Raw genomic sequence first — 17,997 nt, 5'->3', positions numbered from 1 at the left:
GCCGCGGTCAACAGTCCCCGGCGCCGTTGAGTGGCAGGAGGGACGGGGCGGCAACGCCCCGCATGGATGGACGTCAAGCGATACTTCCGTGCGCCGATCATGTGGATCGTGCTGGCCGTCCTCGCCGTCATCGTACTGATGCAGGTCGTTTCGGACTCGAACGGCTACAAGACGGTGGACACCGGTCAGGTCGTCGCGGCGATCGACGCGCACAACGTCAAGTCGGCGCAGATCACCACCGGTGACTCGAACACGATCAAGATCCAGCTGAAGGACGGCGCCGCACTGCCCAGCGCCGGTACGGGCAAGGCCCCGTCCGGCACCAAGTTCCAGGCCTCGTACATCGGCGACCAGGGCGTCGCCATCGCCGACAAGCTGCAGGCGCAGGTCAACGACAAGGACCAGAGCACGCTCGCCGAGGGCTACACGATCAGCCCCGAGAAGCAGAGCACCTTCGTCAGCCTGCTGCTGTCGATGCTCCCGATCGTGATCATCGTCCTGGTCTTCCTGTTCCTGATGAACCAGATGCAGGGCGGCGGCTCCCGGGTCATGCAGTTCGGCAAGTCCAAGGCCAAGCTGCTGACCAAGGACACCCCGAAGACCACCTTCGCCGACGTCGCCGGCGCGGACGAGGCGGTCGAGGAGCTCCACGAGATCAAGGAGTTCCTCCAGGAGCCGGCCAAGTTCCAGGCCGTCGGCGCCAAGATCCCCAAGGGCGTGCTGCTCTACGGCCCGCCCGGTACCGGCAAGACCCTGCTGGCGCGCGCCGTCGCGGGCGAGGCCGGGGTGCCGTTCTACTCCATCTCCGGCTCGGACTTCGTCGAGATGTTCGTCGGCGTCGGCGCCAGCCGCGTCCGCGACCTCTTCGAGCAGGCCAAGGCGAACGCCCCGGCGATCGTCTTCGTCGACGAGATCGACGCCGTCGGCCGGCACCGCGGCGCGGGCCTCGGCGGCGGTCACGACGAGCGCGAGCAGACTCTCAACCAGCTGCTGGTCGAGATGGACGGCTTCGACGTCAAGGGCGGCGTGATCCTGATCGCCGCGACCAACCGCCCCGACATCCTGGACCCGGCGCTGCTGCGCCCGGGCCGCTTCGACCGCCAGATCGCGGTGGAGCGCCCCGACCTCCAGGGCCGGCTGGACATCCTCAAGGTGCACCAGAAGGGCAAGCCGATCGCGCCCGACGTCGACCTGTCGGCCGTCGCCAAGCGCACCCCCGGCTTCACCGGTGCCGACCTGTCGAACGTCCTCAACGAGGCGGCGCTGCTGACCGCCCGTTCGGACAAGAAGCTGATCGACAACGGCATCCTGGACGAGGCGATCGACCGCGTCGTGGCCGGTCCGCAGAAGCGCACGCGGATCATGTCCGACAAGGAGAAGAAGATCACCGCGTACCACGAGGGCGGCCACGCCCTGGTCGCGGCGGCCTGCCAGTACAGCGACCCGGTGCACAAGATCACCATCCTGTCCCGCGGCCGGGCCCTCGGCTACACCATGGTGCTGCCGGAGGAGGACAAGTACTCCACCACCCGCAACGAGATGCTCGACCAGCTCGCCTACATGATGGGCGGTCGCGCGGCGGAGGAGCTGGTCTTCCACGACCCGACCACGGGCGCCTCGAACGACATCGAGAAGGCCACCGCGACGGCCCGGGCCATGGTCACCCAGTACGGCATGACCGAGCGCCTGGGTGCGATCAAGTTCGGCAACGACAACTCGGAGCCGTTCCTGGGCCGTGAGATGGGCCACCAGCGCGACTACTCGGAAGAGGTCGCCGGGCTGGTCGACGAGGAGGTCAAGAAGCTCATCGACACGGCGCACAACGAGGCCTGGGAGATCCTGGTCGAGAACCGCGACGTGCTCGACAACCTGGTCCTGGAGCTCCTGGAGAAGGAGACCCTGAACAAGGAGCAGATCGCCGAGGTCTTCGCCCCGATCGTCAAGCGCCCGGCCCGGCCGGCCTGGACGGGTTCCTCCCGTCGCACGCCGTCCACCCGGCCGCCGGTGCAGTCCCCGAAGGAGCTGGCGCTCACCAACGGCGCCGCCTCCGTCGAGAGCGCTCCGGTGGACGTCGTGAAGCTCCCGCCGCTGCCGACGGCCGAGCCGCCGACCGAGGGCTGACCCCCGCTCCGCAGGGAATGGATGCCGCGTCACCAGGGTTTGTACCCTGGAGGCGCGGCATCCGTGCTGTTCAGCCAGAGTCTTCCGATACATAAGCGAGGCCCGCATGATCGACCCGGTGACGTTCGACGGTCCGCCCGCCGTCGGTACCTTCGACCAGAAGCGGGCCGAGGACGCCATCCGCGAGCTGCTGCTCGCCGTCGGGGAGGACCCGGACCGCGAGGGCCTGCGGGAGACCCCGGCCCGGGTCGCACGGGCCTACAAGGAGATATTCGCGGGCCTGTGGCAGGAGCCCGAGGACGTCCTCACCACCACCTTCGACCTCGGCCACGACGAGATGGTGCTGGTCAAGGACATCGAGCTGACCTCGGTCTGCGAGCACCACCTGGTGCCGTTCCGCGGCGTGGCCCACGTCGGGTACATCCCGTCCACCAGCGGCAAGATCACCGGACTGTCCAAGCTCGCCCGGCTGGTCGACGTCTACGCCCGCCGGCCGCAGGTGCAGGAGCGGCTGACCAGCCAGGTGGCCGACGCGCTGATGCGGATCCTGGAGCCGCGCGGGGCGATCGTCGTGGTCGAGTGCGAGCACATGTGCATGTCGATGCGCGGCATCCGCAAGCCCGGCGCCAAGACCATCACCTCCTGCGTGCGCGGCCAGCTGCGCGACCCGGCCACCCGGGCCGAGGCGATGAGCCTCATCATCGGCCGGTAGGGGCCAGCGGCCGGCCGGGCGGTGCTCAGAGCACCTCGTGCTCCGCGTGCGGCGGGACCGGGGTGCCCAGCGCGTTGCGGCGCTCCGGCATCCGCAGCGTGACCATCCGGCGCCAGCCGTAGGCGCGGTCGTACAGGTAGAGCGCCCGCACCCCGAGGGTGACCAGGGCGAGCTGCCAGCGCGGCCAGCGCAGGATCCGGGCCATCCGGGAGGTGACGGCGAGGCCGACGTCCCGGTGGGTGCGGATCTCGCCGCGGGCGCTGGTCTCCAGGGCGTGCCGGATGTACGGGCCGTGGCCCTCGGAGACCAGCCGCAGCAGCTCCTCGTGGCAGTAGGCGAGGTGGTTGTCCTCGTCGGCGGAGATCATCCGCATCGCCCGGCCGAGGTCGGGGTTGTCCTGGTACACCTTCACCAGCCGGCGCATCTGCTCGGCGGCGCGCTGTTCGGTGACCCGGCTGTGCACGAGGTAGGTGATGATCTCGCGGTCGGTCAGCGGGACGTCGCTGTTCAGCCGCTCGTGCGGGAGGCCGACGCCCTGGCGCTCCAGCAGCATGCAGTAGTCCGCCTCGTCCGGCACCGGCACCTTGGGCAGGCCGCGCTTGTGCAGCAGCTGGGTGAAGATCCGGCCGTGCTTGCGCTCGTCGGCACCGTGCCGGGCCACCTTCGGGGCGAGGACCGGGTCCCGGGTGAGCGTGCTGATCCGCTCGTTCTCCCAGCCGCCCTGGTCCTCGCCGTCGGCCGCGATGCTGCAGAACAGCTGGTACGCCTGGTCGTTCCGGTAGATCTCGTCGAAGAGCGAGCGGGTGCTCAGCACGGTGCCTCCTGCACGGGTCCGGGGCGGTGCCCGGCGGTGGCCGACGGGCGGTCGCGATACGTTCCCCCCGGGCCGCCGGCCGTCCGGGCCGACCGGCGGGTAATCACTCACCTGTCCTAGCCCGGTCCTGGCCGGGTCCTCGCCGGGTCCTGGCCGGGGCCTAGCCCAGGTGCGAGCCCAGCCATTCGAGGGTGGCCGGGAGCTCCCTGGTCCAGCTGTCGAAGTTGTGCCCGCCGTCGTCCAGGTAGAGCGAGTCGATCGTGAACTGCGGGTTGCCCGCCGCGGCCCGGGTGGCCTGGTCGACGAACTGGACGGTCTGCGGGTAGTCGCCCTCGGTGCGGGTGGAGACCGCCAGCAGGTTGAGCGCCGGGACGGGCAGGTTCTGCAGCCGCCAGCCGAGGTCGTGCTGCTGGGTCAGCGCCTTGTCGCCGTTGAAGAGGTCCCCGCCGGTGTAGTTGTCCTGGCGCACGGTGAAGTCGCCGTGCAGGCTCGCCGCGTTGCCGTAGACGTTCGGGAAGCGCATCGCCAGGCGCAGCGCGCAGCTGCCGCCGGTGGAGTAGCCGAGGGTGCCCCAGGAGCCGGCCGTGCGGCCGACCCGGTAGCTGCTGCGGATGGCCTCGGGCACGTCCTTGACGAACCAGGTCTCGGTGCGCGGCCCGCCGGGGACGTCCACGCACTCGGTGTCCCGGGACGGGACGACGGCCGGGCGGGCCATCACCAGGACGGTCGGCGGCATCCTGCCGGAGCGCTGCAGGTCGATCGCGGTCTGGGCGAACGGGAGCTCGTGCAGCAGGTTCAGCGTGGTGCCCGGGTAGCCGGCGATGGCCAGCAGGACGGGGAAGCGGACCAGGGCGAGCTTCTGGTCGAAGTACGCGGGCGGCAGGTAGACGAACATCTGGTCGGAGAAGCCGGTCTCCTTGCCGCTGACCCGGACCGACTCGATCCTGCCGACCTCCTCGGGCGGGCCCTTGGGCAGGTTGGTGATGGTCTCCAGGCCGCCCTCGGTGGTGGGCTGGACCAGCGCGTCGGAGACCGGGGTGCCGCCCTTGTGGTTCGCGCTGCCGGTCAGCGCGAGCTTGGCGCCGCCCGGACTGAGCAGGTCGTCCCAGGAGGTGTAGAACCCGAAGGAGTTGTTCACCGACAGCGCGAGCACGGCCAGGACCGAGGCCTGAACGACCGTCAGCAGTCCGATCCGGCCGAGCACCGGCAGCGGCCGCTGGGGCGCCAGCCGCGGCCAGACCCACAGGGTCGCGACGACTGCCGCGACGCCGAGTGCGAGCAGCGAGTTCACCAGCGCGTCGCTGGTCAGTTCCATGCCGTCGGCCTTCCGGTGGGACACGGGCGGTGCAGGCTTCATGGTCTGGCGGTCCGTCAGGCCCGGCCACCGCGGCTAGGCCGTCCGGACGCCCGGCGGGCTGGGAAGGGCGGGGGGAAGCGAAGGCAACCGGCGCCCTAGAATGCGGCGTCCACCGTACGTAACGCGTCCCGGAGGGTCCTGCCGCGCCACGCTGCGGCGGGCCCCCGGCTCCCACCGCCGGCTCAACCCGCAGCGCGACCACGGACCCGGTTTACCGATCGTTTCCGGGTCCTTGGTATGCGCATTGCCTGATGAAGGAATAGGCATGAAGGTCCATCACGCGTCCTCCCCCGGAGTGACAGGACACCGCACCGCAGCCTCTACGCTGAGCTTCCATGAGCGTTCCCGTGTCCGTTGAGCCGAGCCCCGAGCAGCCGCCGCGCCGTCGCCGCGGCCTGCAGACGCTGCGCAACCAGGCGTCCGCCGTCCCCAGGGCCTGGCTCCCCGGAGCGGTCGGCTACGCCTGTCTGCTGATCGGGCTCGTGGACATCGCCAGCGCGGTGTTCCCCAAGCTCCGGCACACCAAGGTGCACACCTTCGCGGGGCAGCTGCCGGGCGGCACCACCAGCCTGGCGGCGGTCGGCGCGCTGATGGTCGGCATCCTGCTGGTGCCGCTGGCGCACGCGCTGCGCCGCCGCAAGCGGCGGGCCTGGCGGGCGGTCTGCGTGCTGCTGCCGGTCAGCGCCGGACTGCACATCGTGCGCTGGCACCAGATCGGCCCGGCGGTCGTCTCGCTGGTGCTCCTCGTCGTGATGCTGGTCCACCAGCGCGAGTTCTACGCCAAGGCCGACCCGCGCACCCGCTGGCGGGCGCTGGTCAACCTGATCGTCATGGGCGTCCTCAGCGTGCTGCTCGGCCTGCTGATCGTGAGCACCCGGACCAAGTACGAGATCGGCCACCCCGGCCTGGCCGAGCGCCTGCAGCACGTCGGGTACGGGCTGTTCGGCTTCGAGGGCCCGGTCCGGTACAACAACGTCCGGATGTCCGACCTGGTCGCCTACCTGCTCGGCGGGCTCGGCCTGCTGACCGCCTTCACCACCGCCTACCTGGCGCTGCGCCCGGGCAAGCCGAAGCCCGAGCTGACCGCGGAGGACGAGGAGAAGGTCCGCGAGCTGCTCGGGCGGCACGGCGAGCGGGACTCGCTCGGCTACTTCGCGCTGCGCCGCGACAAGAGCGTGCTGTTCTCGCCCACCGGCAAGGCCGCGATCTCCTACCGGGTGGTCTCCGGCGTGATGCTGGCCTCCGGCGACCCGGTCGGCGACGTCGAGGCCTGGCCCGGCGCGATCAAGGTGTTCATGGCCGAGGCCCGCGAGCACGCCTGGGTGCCGGCCGTGATGGGGTGCAGCGAGGTCGGCGGCGAGGTCTGGACCCGCGAGGCGGGCCTGGACGCGCTGGAGCTGGGCGACGAGGCGATCGTGGACACCGCCTCCTTCTCGCTCTCCGGCCGGGCCATGCGCAACGTGCGCCAGATGGTCAAGCGGATCGAGCGCAACGGCTACTCCTGCCAGGTGCGCCGGGTCTCCGAGCTCACCGCGGAGGAGAAGTACCGGATCGCCGACGCCGCCGCCCGCTGGCGCGGCACCGACACCGAGCGCGGCTTCTCGATGGCCCTCGGCCGCTTCGGCGACCCGCTGGACGACGACTGCGTGGTGGTCACCGCCCACAAGGCCCCGGAGGAGGGCGAGGAGGGCGACGACCTGAAGGCCGTGCTGCACTTCGTGCCCTGGGGGCCGGACGGCATCTCGCTGGAGCTGATGCGCCGCGACCGCGCCGCCGACCCGGGCCTGAACGAGCTGCTGATCGTCGCCGCGCTGCAGGCGGTGCCCGCGATGGGCGTGCGCCGGGTGTCGCTCAACTTCGCGATGTTCCGCTCGGCGCTCGCCCGCGGCGAGCGGATCGGCGCCGGCCCGGTGCTGCGCGCCTGGCGCGGGCTGCTGGTCTTCCTGTCGCGCTGGTTCCAGATCGAGTCGCTGTACAAGTTCAACGCCAAGTTCCAGCCCGAGTGGGAGCCGCGCTTCCTGGTCTTCCCGAGCACCCGGGACCTGCCGCGGATCGGCTTCGCCGCGATGCAGGCGGAGGCCTTCATCACGCTCGGCATGCCGCGTTTCGGCCGCCGGCGCCAGCGCGAGGGGCTGATGCCGGTCCCGTCGACCCGCGAGGTCACCGAGGCCGCCTGAGGCCCGTCACCGCCCTCCGGGGCCGGCCCGCCGACACGGAACGGGGCCCCCGCCGAGCATCCTCGGCGGGGGCCCCGTTCGATAATGGGAAGCATGAACGATTCGCCGTCCTTCTCCCTGCCGGCCGGTCTGCCGCGGCTGGAGCGCTGCGCCGTGATGGGCGTGGTCAACGTCACGCCCGACTCCTTCTCGGACGGCGGGATGTGGCACGACCCCGCCAAGGCGATCGCGCACGGCCTCGCGCTGCGGGCCCGCGGCGCGGACCTGGTGGACGTCGGTGGCGAGTCCACCCGGCCGGGCTCGCAGCGGGTGTCCGAGGAGGAGGAGCTGCGCCGGGTGCTCCCGGTGGTGCGCGAGCTCTCCGACGCCGGGGTGATGGTCTCCGTGGACACCATGCGCGCCACCGTCGCCGAGCGCGCCGTCGAGGCCGGCGCCGCGATCGTCAACGACGTCTCCGGCGGCCTCGCCGACCCGGCGATGGCCCGGGTGGTCGCCGAGACCGGCGCGCCCTTCGTGGTGATGCACTGGCGCGGGCAGTCCGCCGACATGTACGCGACGGCGGTCTACGACGACGTGGTGCGCGACGTGGTCGCCGAGCTGACCGACCGGGTGGACGCGCTGCTGGCGGCCGGGGTCAAGGAGGACCAGCTGATCCTCGACCCGGGGCTCGGCTTCGCCAAGACCTCCGAGCACAACTGGGCGCTGCTCGGCCGGCTGGACGCGCTCACCGCGCTCGGCCGTCCCGTGCTCGTGGCGGCTTCGCGCAAGCGGTTCCTGGGTACGCTGCTCGCCGACCCGGCAACCGGGGAACTGCGCCCGGCCCGGGAGCGCGACGACGCGACGGCCGCGGTGTCGGTGCTGTCCGCCCGGGCCGGAGCCTGGGCGGTGCGGGTGCACGACGTGTCCGGCACGGCGGACGCCGTCCGGGTGGTCGCGGCCTGGCAGCACGCGGCGCGGTTGGGGTGAGGGAGGGTCTGTGACAGGTGACGGCAGGTTGAGCGGCGGCACGGCCGGGCGGGCGCGCGAGGCGGACCTGGAGGCCGTGCTCGCGGCGAACAGGGGGCTCTACGAGGCGCTGGAACGGGGGGACCTGGAAGCGGTCGAGGAGGCCTGGCTGGGTGCCGCCGACGCCGACGACAAGGGCGGCGTGGTGTGCGTGCACCCGGGCTGGCCGGTGCTCCGCGGCCGGGCGCAGGTGACCAGGTCGTACATGCTGATCATGATGAACACGGAGTACATCCAGTTCTTCCTGACCGATGTCGAGGCCGAGGTGCACGGTGATGTGGCCCTTGTCACGTGCACCGAGAACATCCTGTCCGGCGGCGAGTCGGAGGAGGAGGGGGAGCTCGGACCGCTGGTCGGCGGAAAGGTCGTGTCGACGAATCTGTTCCGCCGTACCCCGGCCGGGTGGAAGCTCTGGTCGCATCACGGTTCACCCGTTCTGACCAGCGGGGACGACGACGAGGAGAGCTGATTCCGGCGGCCGCGGAAATGCCGTGCCGAAAAGTCGCCGGGAATTTCCGAGTGGTCACCGAACGTTCACGTCAATCGCCATATCGGTGCGCGTGGCGTCGGTTCGTGCCGGGTAGGACGGTCAGGCGTTGTCCGTGCTCGCGGGTAGATTCGAAACGGAGTGGCGGGCGTGCTGCCCGCCTTCGCCCTGCCCGTCCGTGCCTTTCGCCGGGTGGGGCCCGTCCGACTGGGAGCAGTGATTCGTTTGCTGGACCGCGTCACCCTGCGGGGGCTGCGAGCCCGGGGCCACCACGGCGTCTTCGAACGTGAGCGCGTCGAGGGGCAGACCTTCGTGGTCGACCTGGTGCTGTACCTGGACACCCGCCCCGCCGCGGCCGGAGACGACCTCACCCGCACCGCGCACTACGGGCTGGTGGCGGAGGAGGTCACCGCGATCATCTCCGGGGAGCCGGTCGACCTGATCGAGACGCTGGCCCAGCGCATCGCCGACCAGTGCCTCAAGCACGAAGCGGTCGAGGAGGTCGAGGTCACCGTGCACAAGCCGGACGCCCCGATCACCGTGCCGTTCGACGACGTGACCGTGACCATCCACCGGGGCCGCGCATGACCCCCACCGCGCGCCCGGTATCCGATGTAGAGGACGTTTTCCGATGAGCACCAGCGACCAGACGGCTACGCCGAACGCGTTCGACCTGGAGGACCGGGTGGACTCCGTCGACACCACGCTGCACAGCCAGCGCTGCGCGGTCGTCGCGCTCGGCAGCAACCTGGGCAACCGGCTGGACACCCTCCAGGGCGCCGTCGACGCGCTCGCCGACACCCCGGGGCTGAGGATCAAGGCCGTCTCCGCGGTGTACGAGACGGAGGCCGTCGGCGGGCCGGAGGAGCAGCCGAACTACTACAACGCGGTCGTGGTGCTGCGCACCTCGCTGCCCCCGCGGGACCTGCTGGAGCGCGGCAACGCCATCGAGGACGCCTTCGGGCGGGTGCGGACCGTCCACTGGGGCCCGCGCACCCTGGACGTCGACATCCTGGCCTACGAGGGCGTGCTGAGCGACGACCCGCAGCTGCTGCTGCCGCACCCGCGCTCGCACGAGCGGGCCTTCGTGCTCGCTCCCTGGCTGGACGCCCAGCCGGAGGCCGAGGTGCCCGGGCACGGGCGGGTGGACGCGCTGCTGACCGCGCTGGGCGGCCCGGACGCGCAGGGCGTGAAGCGCCGCGAGGACATCCGGCTGACGCTGCCGGAGTAGGTCCGGGGCCGGGCTCGGAGGGCCGACGGCCGGGCCGGCGCCCGGGGAACTCGACCGGGGGCCCGGCCGTACGAGTAGGTGTCCGTCGTTCGCGCGGGTGTCCGCCCGGCCGGGCCCGGTACGGTGGCTTGGCGTCGCCGCGCCGGGCCACCGGGCGGGCGGCCGGTTCTGGTACCCGGGAAGGACCTCCTCCGAGTGAAGCTGCTTCGCCTCCGCCTGCTGATCGGCATCACCGCCGCCACGACGGCGCTGTCCTGGGCCGGCTCCAAGCTGTGGGCCTCCGTGGACACGCTGCCGGCCGTGCCCGCCGCGGCGCCGGTGGTGCTGACGGCGGTGGCGGTGATCCTGCTGGCGACCGCGCTGTCGCTGCGGGCCCGGCTGAAGGCGGTGCGCGAGCGGCAGCCCGGGGCGAAGGGGGTCGACCCGCTGCTGGCGGCCCGGGCGGTGGTGCTGGGGCAGGCCAGCGCGCTGGTCTCGGCAGTGGTCACCGGCGTCTACGCGGGGGCCGGGATCTACCTGCTGGGCGAGCTGGACGTGTCGGCCCGCAAGGACCAGGCCGTGACGGCCGGGCTCGCGGTGCTGGCGGGGGCCGCGGTGATAGCGGCGGCGCTCTGGATCCAGCACGTGTGCAAGTTGCCGGAGAACCACGACGACCCGGGCGGTCAGGCGGCCTCGCACCGCTGAGGCGTCGCCGAGGTGTCGCTGCGGTGTCGCTGAGCGGCCCTTTCCTCGTGATCTTGGGTGAGAATCCGGGCACGTGCGGTAAGAACCGAACCCTGTCAAGGGCGGAAGGGGACCCTGGGCTGACACGGCCCCAATTCGCACGCTAGTTTCTTGGACATGTCTCGCGGACGCCACCGTCATTCCTCCGTCCTCGGCCGGGCCTTCCCCCCCACCGCCACCGGCGTACTGCTGGTCGCCGCACTGGCCGCTCTGCTTTTCAGTCAGGACACCATCCTGGTGCGCTCGGTGGGCGTCGCGGCGGTGATCGCGACGCTCGGCTTCGCGCTGCTGCTGCGCCAGCGGGACAAGGCGGCCCGGGCGGCCGCCGAGATGTCCGCGGCCCAGCGGATGCGCGCCGAGGAGCGGTTCGAGGAGCAGTTGGCCGAGGCCGAGTACGCGGCGGAGGTCGCCGAGGAGCGGGCCACCCGGTTCGGGCGGCGGCTGACGGCGGAGAAGTCGCGGCTGGCGAAGGCCGAGACCGAGATCGCCCGGCTGCTGCGCGAGCGGGCCGTGACCGTCGCCGAGCAGGCGCTCAAGGAGGCCGAGGCGGCCCAGCGGGCGCTCGCCGCGAGCCGTCCGAAGCACCCGGCCAGCCCGGCCGCGTACGTGCGGGCGGCGTCGGTGCTGCGGCACCTGGAGCGCCGCGCGGCGGAGCAGGAGGCGCAGCGGGCGCGTACGGCGGGTGCGGAGGTCGCCCTGCGGGCGCGTGCGGCGGAGCCGGCGGTCGCCCCGGCCGCCCCGGCGGTCGCGGTGCCCGCACCGGTGGCCGTGCCGGCTCCGGTGGCGCCCTCGGTGCCCACTCCGGGGCAGGCCCCGGTCGCCCAGTCGCCGGTGCGTCCCGAGCCGGCGCGTCCCGAGCCGGTGCGTCCGGAGCCGGTGCGCCCGGCGCTGACCGCGACGGTCGGTCAGCTCGGCGGGACTCCGGCCGTGCCCGCCGCGGCGCCCGCGCCGGGGGAGCGGCAGCGGCCGCGGCCGGCGCAGTCCGGGCAGGCGCGCGGGCAGGGCTTCAGCTTCTTCGGCCGCGGTTCGGCCGTTCCGGCGCGCCCGGCGGCCCCGGCGCCGGCGGTGGGCAGCGTCGCCGAGCTGGGGGAGCGCGCCGACCTGGCGGACGTGGTGGGCGACGAGGCGGTGGCCGCGAAGGCCGAGGCCGAGGCCCGGGCGGCGGAGCCGGCCGAGCGGCCCGAACAGGGCGAGCCGACCGTGGTGGACCTGACGCCGGAGGACGAGACCGAGCTGATCGAGCTGCCGGAGCTGCGCGCCTCGCGCTGAGGCGACCGGGCCCCGGAAAACGAGAACCGCGGCGGGGGGGGGGGGGCCCCCCCCCCAACCCCCCCCCGGGGGGCCCCCCCGGGGGGGGGCGGGGGGGCCCCCCCGGCCCGGGGGGGGGCCCCCCCGGCCGGGGGGGGGGCCCCGGCCCCCGCGCGCGGGGCCCCGCGGGGGGGGGCCGGGCCCCCGCGGCCCCCCCCCGCCCCCCCCGGCCCCCCCCCCGCGGCCGGCCCCCCCCCCCCCCCCCCCCCCCCCCGCCGCGGTGTTTCCCGCGGGTGCGTCAGATCTGCACGCCGAAGTCCTGGGCGATGCCGGCCAGGCCGGAGGCGTAGCCCTGGCCGACGGCGCGGAACTTCCACTCCGCGCCGTTGCGGTAGAGCTCGCCGAAGATCATCGCGGTCTCGGTGGCGGCGTCCTCGGAGAGGTCGTAGCGGGCGATCTCGGCGCCGCCGGCCGCGTTCACCACGCGGATGTAGGCGTTGCGGACCTGGCCGAAGTTCTGGCCGCGGGCGACGCCGTCGTAGATGGTGACCGGGAAGGTGATCTTGACGGCCTCGGCCGGCAGGCCGGACAGGCTGATGTTGAGCGCCTCGTCGTCGCCCGCGCCCTCACCGGTGCGGTTGTCACCGGTGTGCACGACGGTGTTGTCCGGCGTGCTGGTGTTGTTGAAGAACACGAAGTGGGCGTTGGACAGCACCTTGCCGTCCGCGTTCAGGACGATCGCGCTGGCGTCGAGGTCGAACTCGGCGCCGGTCGTGGTGCGGACGTCCCAACCCAGGCCGACGGTGACCGCGGACAGGCCGGGGGCCTCCTTGGTCAGCGAGACGTTGCCACCCTTGGAGAGGCTCACTGGCATGACGATTGCAGTCCCTTCGTTCGCTTCGTGCGCTATTTCCCGGGACAACGCAATACTCCGGCGGCTTGGTTCCGCAGGAAGCGTGAATTCTTCGCGGGCGCCAATCGGAGGGCAAAGCCCGGGCAAAGCCGGTGTCAGATCCGCCGGAACCGGCCCTGCAGAGTCCAGATGTTCGGATTGTCGGCCAGGCCGGGGTGCATGTCGAAGAGGTCGGCCAGGGTGTCCTGGAGGAAGTCCCGGGCCTCGCGCCGCAGTTCGCCGTGGCGGACCACCACCGGCGGCTCGTCCGGCAGCCAGGTGGCGGTGACCTCGACCCAGTTGAAGCGGCGGGCGAAGCGCAGCAGCTCGGTGTTCTGGGTGAAGTCGAGGTCGGTGGTCTGCACCCGGGCGGCCCGGCCGCCGTCCGGGTCGCGGTCCAGGAGTTCGGCCACGTCGCACAGCGCCCAGGCGAAGTCGAGCACCGGAACCCAGCCCCAGGCGGTGGACAGGTCCGAGCCCTCGCCGTCCAGGTAGACGTCGCCGCAGAACAGGTCGTAGCGCAGGGCGTGCACGGACGCGGTGCGGTAGTCCGTCTGCGGGGGGTCGGGGAAACGGTTGGAGAGGGAGTAGCCGAGCTCGATCACGTACGCCATTGTCGGGGCTCGGGGCGGATCGGGGTAACCGGGTGCGCGGGCGCGGGGGCGTACCGATAACCGGGTGACCGGGCGGGCCGGGCGCGGGATGATGGACGCATGTCCGAGCCCATCCGCGTACGGGGGTCGGTGGTCGTCCCCGACGCCGAGCTCGTCTGGCGCTTCTCGCGTTCCTCCGGCCCCGGCGGCCAGCACGTCAACACCTCCGACTCCAAGGCGGAGCTGCGCTTCGACCTGGCGTCGACCGGGGCGCTGCCCGAGGTGTGGCGCGAGCGTGCGCTGGAGCGGCTGGCCGGCCGGCTGGTGGACGGCCGGGTGCTGGTGGTCCAGGCCTCGGAGTTCCGCTCGCAGTGGCGCAACCGGGAGGCGGCCGCGGCCCGGCTGTCGGCGCTGCTGAGCGAGGCGTGCGCGCCGCCGCCGAAGGCCCGGCGGGCGACCAGGCCGAGTCGGGGAATGGTCGAGCGGCGGCTGACCAACAAGCGGCTCCGCTCCGAACTGAAGCAGGGCCGCCGGGCGCCGCGCGGCGGCGAGTAGCCGGCGGGCGGTTCAGCCGAGGGTGCGGTAGCCGCCGCGGAAGTAGAGCAGCGGGCGGGCGGCCGGGTCGGGGACCGCGGCCTCCAGGACGCGGCCGAGCAGCAGGGTGTGGTCGCCGGCGGGTATCCGCTGCTCGGTGCGGCACTCGACGGTGGCCAGCGCGCCGTCGATCAGCGGGGCTCCGGTGCGCGGGCCGCGCCGGTGCGGGGTGTCCGCGAACAGCAGCCGGTCGCTGAGCCGGCCCTTCATGGCGAACCGGGAGCCGAGCGTCTTCTGTCCCTCGGTCAGCACCGAGACCGCCCAGGTGTCCGTCCGGGAGAGGACCTCGTCCATCCGGGAGTCCTCGCGGACCGAGATCAGCACCAGCGGCGGCTCCAGCGACACCGAGAGGAAGGACGTGGCGGTCATGCCGACGTCCTCGCCGTCCTCGGGGTCGTGGACGGTCACCAGGCTCACGCCGGCGGCGAGCTGGGAGAGGGCAGCCCGGAACTCGTCGGGCGTGGCGTGGGGGGCAGCTTCGGGCTGCGGGGACGGGTACACGTACCGCACGGTAGTCGTCACCCGGGAGGAACGGCATCGGGCCTTGGTCGTAGGACCGGCGCTCCGGCCGAAGGGTTGCGCCCGGTGGCCGAACTCACCCTCAGGAGTGAAGCGGCCGGACCGGCGGGCCCAGTCGGCTTCAGTCCGGGGCCCATGCGGTCGACCACCAGAAATGTGCCGATAGCGCTTTATGTCCCGCTATGGGACAGATGAACTGATTAAGGGCGCATTAGTGTCGTGTGATTTAAGTCACAAGTGATGGCCTATTGCTGACCGAGCGTGCCGAGCGCTGTGCTCCCTGTGATTCAGTTCTTCTGGCAATCGGACGATAACCAATCAAGAACTATCCGAAGCAGCCGGGGAGCCCCCGCATGGAAGCCGAGTCGGAGCCGTACGTCCGTCTCGCGACCCTCCGCACCTTGCACCGGGTCGTGGCGGACCTCAACGCTGCCCGCAGCCTCGCTGGCACGCTCCAGGCCGTTGTCGAAGGCGCGGTGCACGGGCTCGGCTTCGACGCCGCCGCCGTCAGCCTGGTCCGGCCGGACGGCGACCTCGTGGTGGCGGCCGTCTGGGAGCTGGAGGAGAGCCCGATGGGCGGCCCCTCCGTGCTGCTCGGCCAGGTCGGCTCCCGGGAGTCCTGGGACCGGCTGCTCGGCGTCAGCGACCACTGGGGCACCCTGCGCTTCCTGCCGTACGACCGCGGCTGGGCCGTCGCCAGCGACATCCCGCGCTGGATCGGGGACAGCCCGCTGCCGGTGTACGCCAATGACTGGCACCCCGCCGACGGGCTGCTCGCCCCGATGTACAGCGCCGGCGGCGACCTCCTCGGCGTCCTCTCGGTGGACCGCCCGCGCAGCGGCAAGCGGCCCGGGGCGTGGACCCGCGAGGCCCTGGAGATGTTCTCCCTGCAGGCCTCCATCGCGATCGGCAACGCCCGGCTGCGGGCCGAGATGCAACGCGCGCTGGCCCGCCTGGAGAAGGAGCAGCAGGCGCTGCGGGCCAGCGAGGAGAGCTTCCGCCAGGCCTTCGAGTACGCGCCCAGCGGGATGGCGATCACCGAGCTGCACGGCGTCGGGCGCGGCCAGCTGACCAGGGTCAACGACGCGCTCTGCCGGCTGCTCGGCCGGCCCCGGGCGGTGCTGCGGCAGCAGAGCTTCGCCGACCTCGTGCACCCCGAGGACCGGGCGCTGCTGGAGCGCACCAGCGCCGAGAGCGGCCGCGCGGAGCTGCGGCTGTCCCGGCGGGACGGCGGCTACCAGTGGGTCTGCCTGCGCAACTCGATCGTCGCGGACGCGGCCGAGGGCCCGAGCTTCCTGCTCACCCACGTCGAGGACATCGAGGACCGCAAGCGGCACGAGTTCCAGCTCGCCCACCGGGCCAGCCACGACGCGCTCACCGGGCTGCCGAACGGCGCCGAGCTCAAGACCCGGCTGGCCCGCCGGCTCTGCGCCCAGCCGCAGCCGGTCGGCGCCGCGGCCGGCCAGGTCGAGGCGGCCTACCCGCAGCCGTACGGCTACCCGGCCGACTCCTACAGCGCGCACACGGCGCACGAGCGGCTGGAGGGCGCGGACCCGTACGCCGGGCCGGTGCACGGCTACGGACTGCCCGAGGGCCTGCCGAGCGGGCTCGCCCCGGGCTACGGGGAGCACGTCCACGCGGTGGTCCCGGCCGAGTACGGGCCGGGCGGCGAAGCCTGGTCGGCGCCGTTCCGCTCCGGCGGCGCGGCGGCGGTGGACAAGGGGCTCGCGGTGCTCTTCTGCGACCTGGACGGATTCAAGTCGATCAACGACCGGTTCGGCCACAACGCGGGCGACGCGGTGCTGGTCGAGGTGGCCCGGCGGCTGAGCCAGGCCGTCCGGGACGGTGACACGGTGGCCCGGCTCGGCGGTGACGAGTTCGTGGTGCTGGCCGACGGGATCGGCCGCGAGGAGGCCAAGGACCTCGCCCACCGGCTGCGGGGCGCCATCATCCCGCCGATGCGGATCGACGGACGGGCGATGCGGGTGGGGGTGAGCCTCGGGGTCGGCTGGGCCGGCTGCGGGATGAGCATCGAGGAGGTGCTGCACACCGCCGACGAGCGGATGTACGACGAGAAGCGGGCCCGGGGCGGGGCGGTGCGCGGAGCGCGCGGCGAGCGCTCGCACCGGCGCGCGGGCTGAACCGGCGGACGGCCGGTGCGGGCTCGGGTCCGCCCAGGTCGGCCCGGGTTACCCGTGAGTTGTCAAGGGGTCTTTTCCCGCCGTCACATCCGACAGGTAGGGTTCCCGGTACGACAGCGTCCATGATCTGCGCCGCCCGCAGCTGGCGGCGCACCGGATGGGGGAGCAGACCACCGTGACGACCGCCGGCAGCAACGGAGTGCCCGAGGGCCAGGGGGGCGGTGCCCCGCAGGACGACGACCCGTTCGGCTACCTCTACCGCCCGGCCGACGGTTCCACCGGGCAGCCGGCCGAGCCGCAGCAGGGGGTCCCGCGCACGTCGTACAACCGCCCGATGGAGGTCGGGCGCGCGCAGTACGGCCAGCACTACCATCAAGGGGGGCCGCAGCGGGCGCAGCAACAGCAGCAGCAGCCGTACGGCCAGCAGGGCATGCCGCCGCAGGGGTACCCGGGCGGTCAGCCGCAGGCCCCGTACGGCGGTCAGCCCGGATCGCCGCAGCAGCCCGAGTACGGTGCCGCGCCCACCCAGCAGACCCGCTACGCGGAGCACTCCCGGCCGCAGCCGGGGGAGGAGCCGCGCAGCAGCGGCCGGAGCAAGGGCGCGGTGATCGGCGCGGTCGCCGTGGTCGCGGCGATAGCGATCGGCGCCGGCATAGCGCTCTCCACCGGGGACCCGGACGACACCAAGAACACCAAGGGCGGCGCCGCGACCACCGCCCCGCCGGCCCCCAACAGCCCGGCGCCGACGGCCACGAACGCGAGCGCCGGCCCCACGTCGAGCGCCACCGCCATCTCCGGGCCGACGAGCGTGGACGCGGGCCAGCTCCAGGCGCAGAACGCGCCGTCCGGCAACAGCGTCAAGGGCGCCAAGTCCGCCGACGGCAGCTACCTGACGCTCCAGCCGGGCGGTTCGGTGACCTGGACCGGCGACATCGCCACGGCCGGGACGTACAAGCTGAGCGTGCACTACAACTACTCGGGCGCGGACATCAAGGGCGGGGCCGCGGTGAACGGCAAGGACTGGCCGAGCGGGGTGACCTACAAGATCTACGGGGCGCCCCCCAAGGACCAGACCGCCGCCTGGTTCTCCACCTGGATACTCCCGCAGTTCCAGGCCGGGCCGAACTCGGTGACCTTCACGGTGCCCTCCGGGCCGATCCTGATCGACCAGATCACCATCGAGCCGAGCGGCTGACGCCGCCGCGGACGCGACGCGGCCGCCCGCCCCCGAGGGGGACGGGCGGCCGCGTCGTGTTCCGGGCGGGTCGCTCAGTCGGCCTTCACGGGCCGGAACGCCTCGCCGCCGAGCACCCAGCGGCCGCGGCGCATGACGGCGACCAGGTCGTAGCTCTCGGAGTCGACCACGACCAGGTCGGCGAGCTT

At 72.9% G+C, this 17,997-nt stretch carries 17 protein-coding genes; 12 read left to right on the top strand and 5 right to left on the bottom strand.

Annotation, left to right across the window (positions count from 1 at the left end; all coding sequences use genetic code 11):
* The first annotated feature begins 66 nt into the window (after positions 1-66).
* The gene (gene ftsH / locus ACGFSC_RS41165; RefSeq protein ID WP_359909371.1) at positions 67-2,121 is read left to right on the top strand and encodes an ATP-dependent zinc metalloprotease FtsH; all 2,055 of its coding nucleotides are present in this window, start codon (positions 67-69) and stop codon (positions 2,119-2,121) included.
* Positions 2,122-2,227: 106 nt separating this feature from the next.
* On the top strand, positions 2,228-2,833 hold the full coding sequence (gene folE, locus ACGFSC_RS41160; protein WP_359909368.1) for a GTP cyclohydrolase I FolE: 606 nt from the start codon (positions 2,228-2,230) through the stop codon (positions 2,831-2,833).
* Between the two features lie 25 nt (positions 2,834-2,858).
* Here the strand turns inward: folE and ACGFSC_RS41155 are convergent, their stop codons facing one another.
* Together ACGFSC_RS41155 and ACGFSC_RS41150 are read right to left on the bottom strand one after the other, a co-directional pair.
* Positions 2,859-3,647 carry a ferritin-like domain-containing protein gene (locus ACGFSC_RS41155; RefSeq protein WP_359909365.1) on the bottom strand — a complete coding sequence of 263 codons (789 nt, stop codon included), beginning with the start codon at positions 3,645-3,647 and terminating at the stop codon, positions 2,859-2,861.
* Positions 3,648-3,807: 160 nt separating this feature from the next.
* Complete coding sequence (locus tag ACGFSC_RS41150) at positions 3,808-4,962, bottom strand: alpha/beta hydrolase-fold protein (protein ID WP_359909362.1); 1,155 nt, start codon at positions 4,960-4,962, stop codon at positions 3,808-3,810.
* 377 nt (positions 4,963-5,339) lie between these two features.
* Here ACGFSC_RS41150 and ACGFSC_RS41145 point away from each other — a divergent pair, with 377 nt between their 5' ends.
* From ACGFSC_RS41145 to ACGFSC_RS41115, 7 genes are all read left to right on the top strand, one after another.
* On the top strand, positions 5,340-7,181 hold the full coding sequence (locus ACGFSC_RS41145) for a phosphatidylglycerol lysyltransferase domain-containing protein (protein WP_359909359.1): 1,842 nt from the start codon (positions 5,340-5,342) through the stop codon (positions 7,179-7,181).
* Between the two features lie 84 nt (positions 7,182-7,265).
* Positions 7,266-8,147, top strand: a complete 882-nt coding sequence (folP, locus tag ACGFSC_RS41140; protein WP_359909356.1) for a dihydropteroate synthase — start codon at positions 7,266-7,268, stop codon at positions 8,145-8,147.
* 28 nt (positions 8,148-8,175) lie between these two features.
* A complete protein-coding gene (locus ACGFSC_RS41135) occupies positions 8,176-8,655 on the top strand; it encodes a nuclear transport factor 2 family protein (protein ID WP_359909353.1) in 480 nt (159 codons plus the stop codon).
* A 246-nt stretch (positions 8,656-8,901) separates the two neighbouring features.
* Positions 8,902-9,261: a dihydroneopterin aldolase gene (gene folB, locus ACGFSC_RS41130; RefSeq protein WP_359909425.1), complete on the top strand. Its 360-nt coding sequence runs from the start codon at positions 8,902-8,904 to the stop codon at positions 9,259-9,261.
* A gap of 43 nt (positions 9,262-9,304) precedes the next feature.
* The gene (gene folK / locus ACGFSC_RS41125; RefSeq protein WP_359909351.1) at positions 9,305-9,904 is read left to right on the top strand and encodes a 2-amino-4-hydroxy-6-hydroxymethyldihydropteridine diphosphokinase; all 600 of its coding nucleotides are present in this window, start codon (positions 9,305-9,307) and stop codon (positions 9,902-9,904) included.
* Positions 9,905-10,099: 195 nt separating this feature from the next.
* The gene (locus ACGFSC_RS41120) at positions 10,100-10,588 is read left to right on the top strand and encodes a DUF3180 domain-containing protein (protein WP_359909348.1); all 489 of its coding nucleotides are present in this window, start codon (positions 10,100-10,102) and stop codon (positions 10,586-10,588) included.
* A 156-nt stretch (positions 10,589-10,744) separates the two neighbouring features.
* Positions 10,745-11,896: a hypothetical protein gene (locus ACGFSC_RS41115; protein ID WP_359909345.1), complete on the top strand. Its 1,152-nt coding sequence runs from the start codon at positions 10,745-10,747 to the stop codon at positions 11,894-11,896.
* 277 nt (positions 11,897-12,173) lie between these two features.
* Here ACGFSC_RS41115 and ACGFSC_RS41110 read toward each other — a convergent pair whose 3' ends face one another.
* Positions 12,174-12,749, bottom strand: a complete 576-nt coding sequence (locus ACGFSC_RS41110) for a TerD family protein (RefSeq protein WP_359909342.1) — start codon at positions 12,747-12,749, stop codon at positions 12,174-12,176.
* A gap of 134 nt (positions 12,750-12,883) precedes the next feature.
* Positions 12,884-13,372, bottom strand: coding sequence for a hypothetical protein (locus ACGFSC_RS41105; protein ID WP_359909339.1), 489 nt, complete (start codon positions 13,370-13,372; stop codon positions 12,884-12,886).
* A gap of 108 nt (positions 13,373-13,480) precedes the next feature.
* Here ACGFSC_RS41105 and arfB point away from each other — a divergent pair, with 108 nt between their 5' ends.
* A complete protein-coding gene (gene arfB / locus ACGFSC_RS41100; protein ID WP_359909336.1) occupies positions 13,481-13,915 on the top strand; it encodes an alternative ribosome rescue aminoacyl-tRNA hydrolase ArfB in 435 nt (144 codons plus the stop codon).
* Between the two features lie 12 nt (positions 13,916-13,927).
* Here the strand turns inward: arfB and ACGFSC_RS41095 are convergent, their stop codons facing one another.
* The gene (locus ACGFSC_RS41095; protein ID WP_392865221.1) at positions 13,928-14,464 is read right to left on the bottom strand and encodes a flavin reductase family protein; all 537 of its coding nucleotides are present in this window, start codon (positions 14,462-14,464) and stop codon (positions 13,928-13,930) included.
* Positions 14,465-14,826: 362 nt separating this feature from the next.
* Here ACGFSC_RS41095 and ACGFSC_RS41090 point away from each other — a divergent pair, with 362 nt between their 5' ends.
* Positions 14,827-16,614, top strand: coding sequence for a diguanylate cyclase domain-containing protein (locus ACGFSC_RS41090; RefSeq protein ID WP_359909330.1), 1,788 nt, complete (start codon positions 14,827-14,829; stop codon positions 16,612-16,614).
* A gap of 175 nt (positions 16,615-16,789) precedes the next feature.
* On the top strand, positions 16,790-17,809 hold the full coding sequence (locus tag ACGFSC_RS41085; protein WP_359909327.1) for a hypothetical protein: 1,020 nt from the start codon (positions 16,790-16,792) through the stop codon (positions 17,807-17,809).
* Positions 17,810-17,997 lie beyond the last annotated feature (188 nt).

Origin of the sequence: Kitasatospora sp. NPDC048715, assembly GCF_043198905.1 — a bacterium.
Classification (GTDB): Bacteria; Actinomycetota; Actinomycetes; order Streptomycetales; family Streptomycetaceae; genus Kitasatospora; species Kitasatospora lactacystinica.
Note: the sequence above shows the minus strand (reverse complement) of the source record. Positions and strands in the feature narration are given on the sequence as shown.

Coding starts and splice junctions, on each gene's coding strand:
- ftsH (WP_359909371.1), top strand. CDS start 67: ATGGACGTCAAGCGATACTTCCGTGCGCCGATCATGTGGATCGTGCTG.
- folE (WP_359909368.1), top strand. CDS start 2,228: ATGATCGACCCGGTGACGTTCGACGGTCCGCCCGCCGTCGGTACCTTC.
- ACGFSC_RS41150 (WP_359909362.1), bottom strand. CDS start 4,962: ATGGAACTGACCAGCGACGCGCTGGTGAACTCGCTGCTCGCACTCGGC.
- ACGFSC_RS41145 (WP_359909359.1), top strand. CDS start 5,340: ATGAGCGTTCCCGTGTCCGTTGAGCCGAGCCCCGAGCAGCCGCCGCGC.
- folP (WP_359909356.1), top strand. CDS start 7,266: ATGGGAAGCATGAACGATTCGCCGTCCTTCTCCCTGCCGGCCGGTCTG.
- folK (WP_359909351.1), top strand. CDS start 9,305: ATGAGCACCAGCGACCAGACGGCTACGCCGAACGCGTTCGACCTGGAG.
- ACGFSC_RS41115 (WP_359909345.1), top strand. CDS start 10,745: ATGTCTCGCGGACGCCACCGTCATTCCTCCGTCCTCGGCCGGGCCTTC.
- ACGFSC_RS41110 (WP_359909342.1), bottom strand. CDS start 12,749: ATGCCAGTGAGCCTCTCCAAGGGTGGCAACGTCTCGCTGACCAAGGAG.
- arfB (WP_359909336.1), top strand. CDS start 13,481: ATGTCCGAGCCCATCCGCGTACGGGGGTCGGTGGTCGTCCCCGACGCC.
- ACGFSC_RS41090 (WP_359909330.1), top strand. CDS start 14,827: ATGGAAGCCGAGTCGGAGCCGTACGTCCGTCTCGCGACCCTCCGCACC.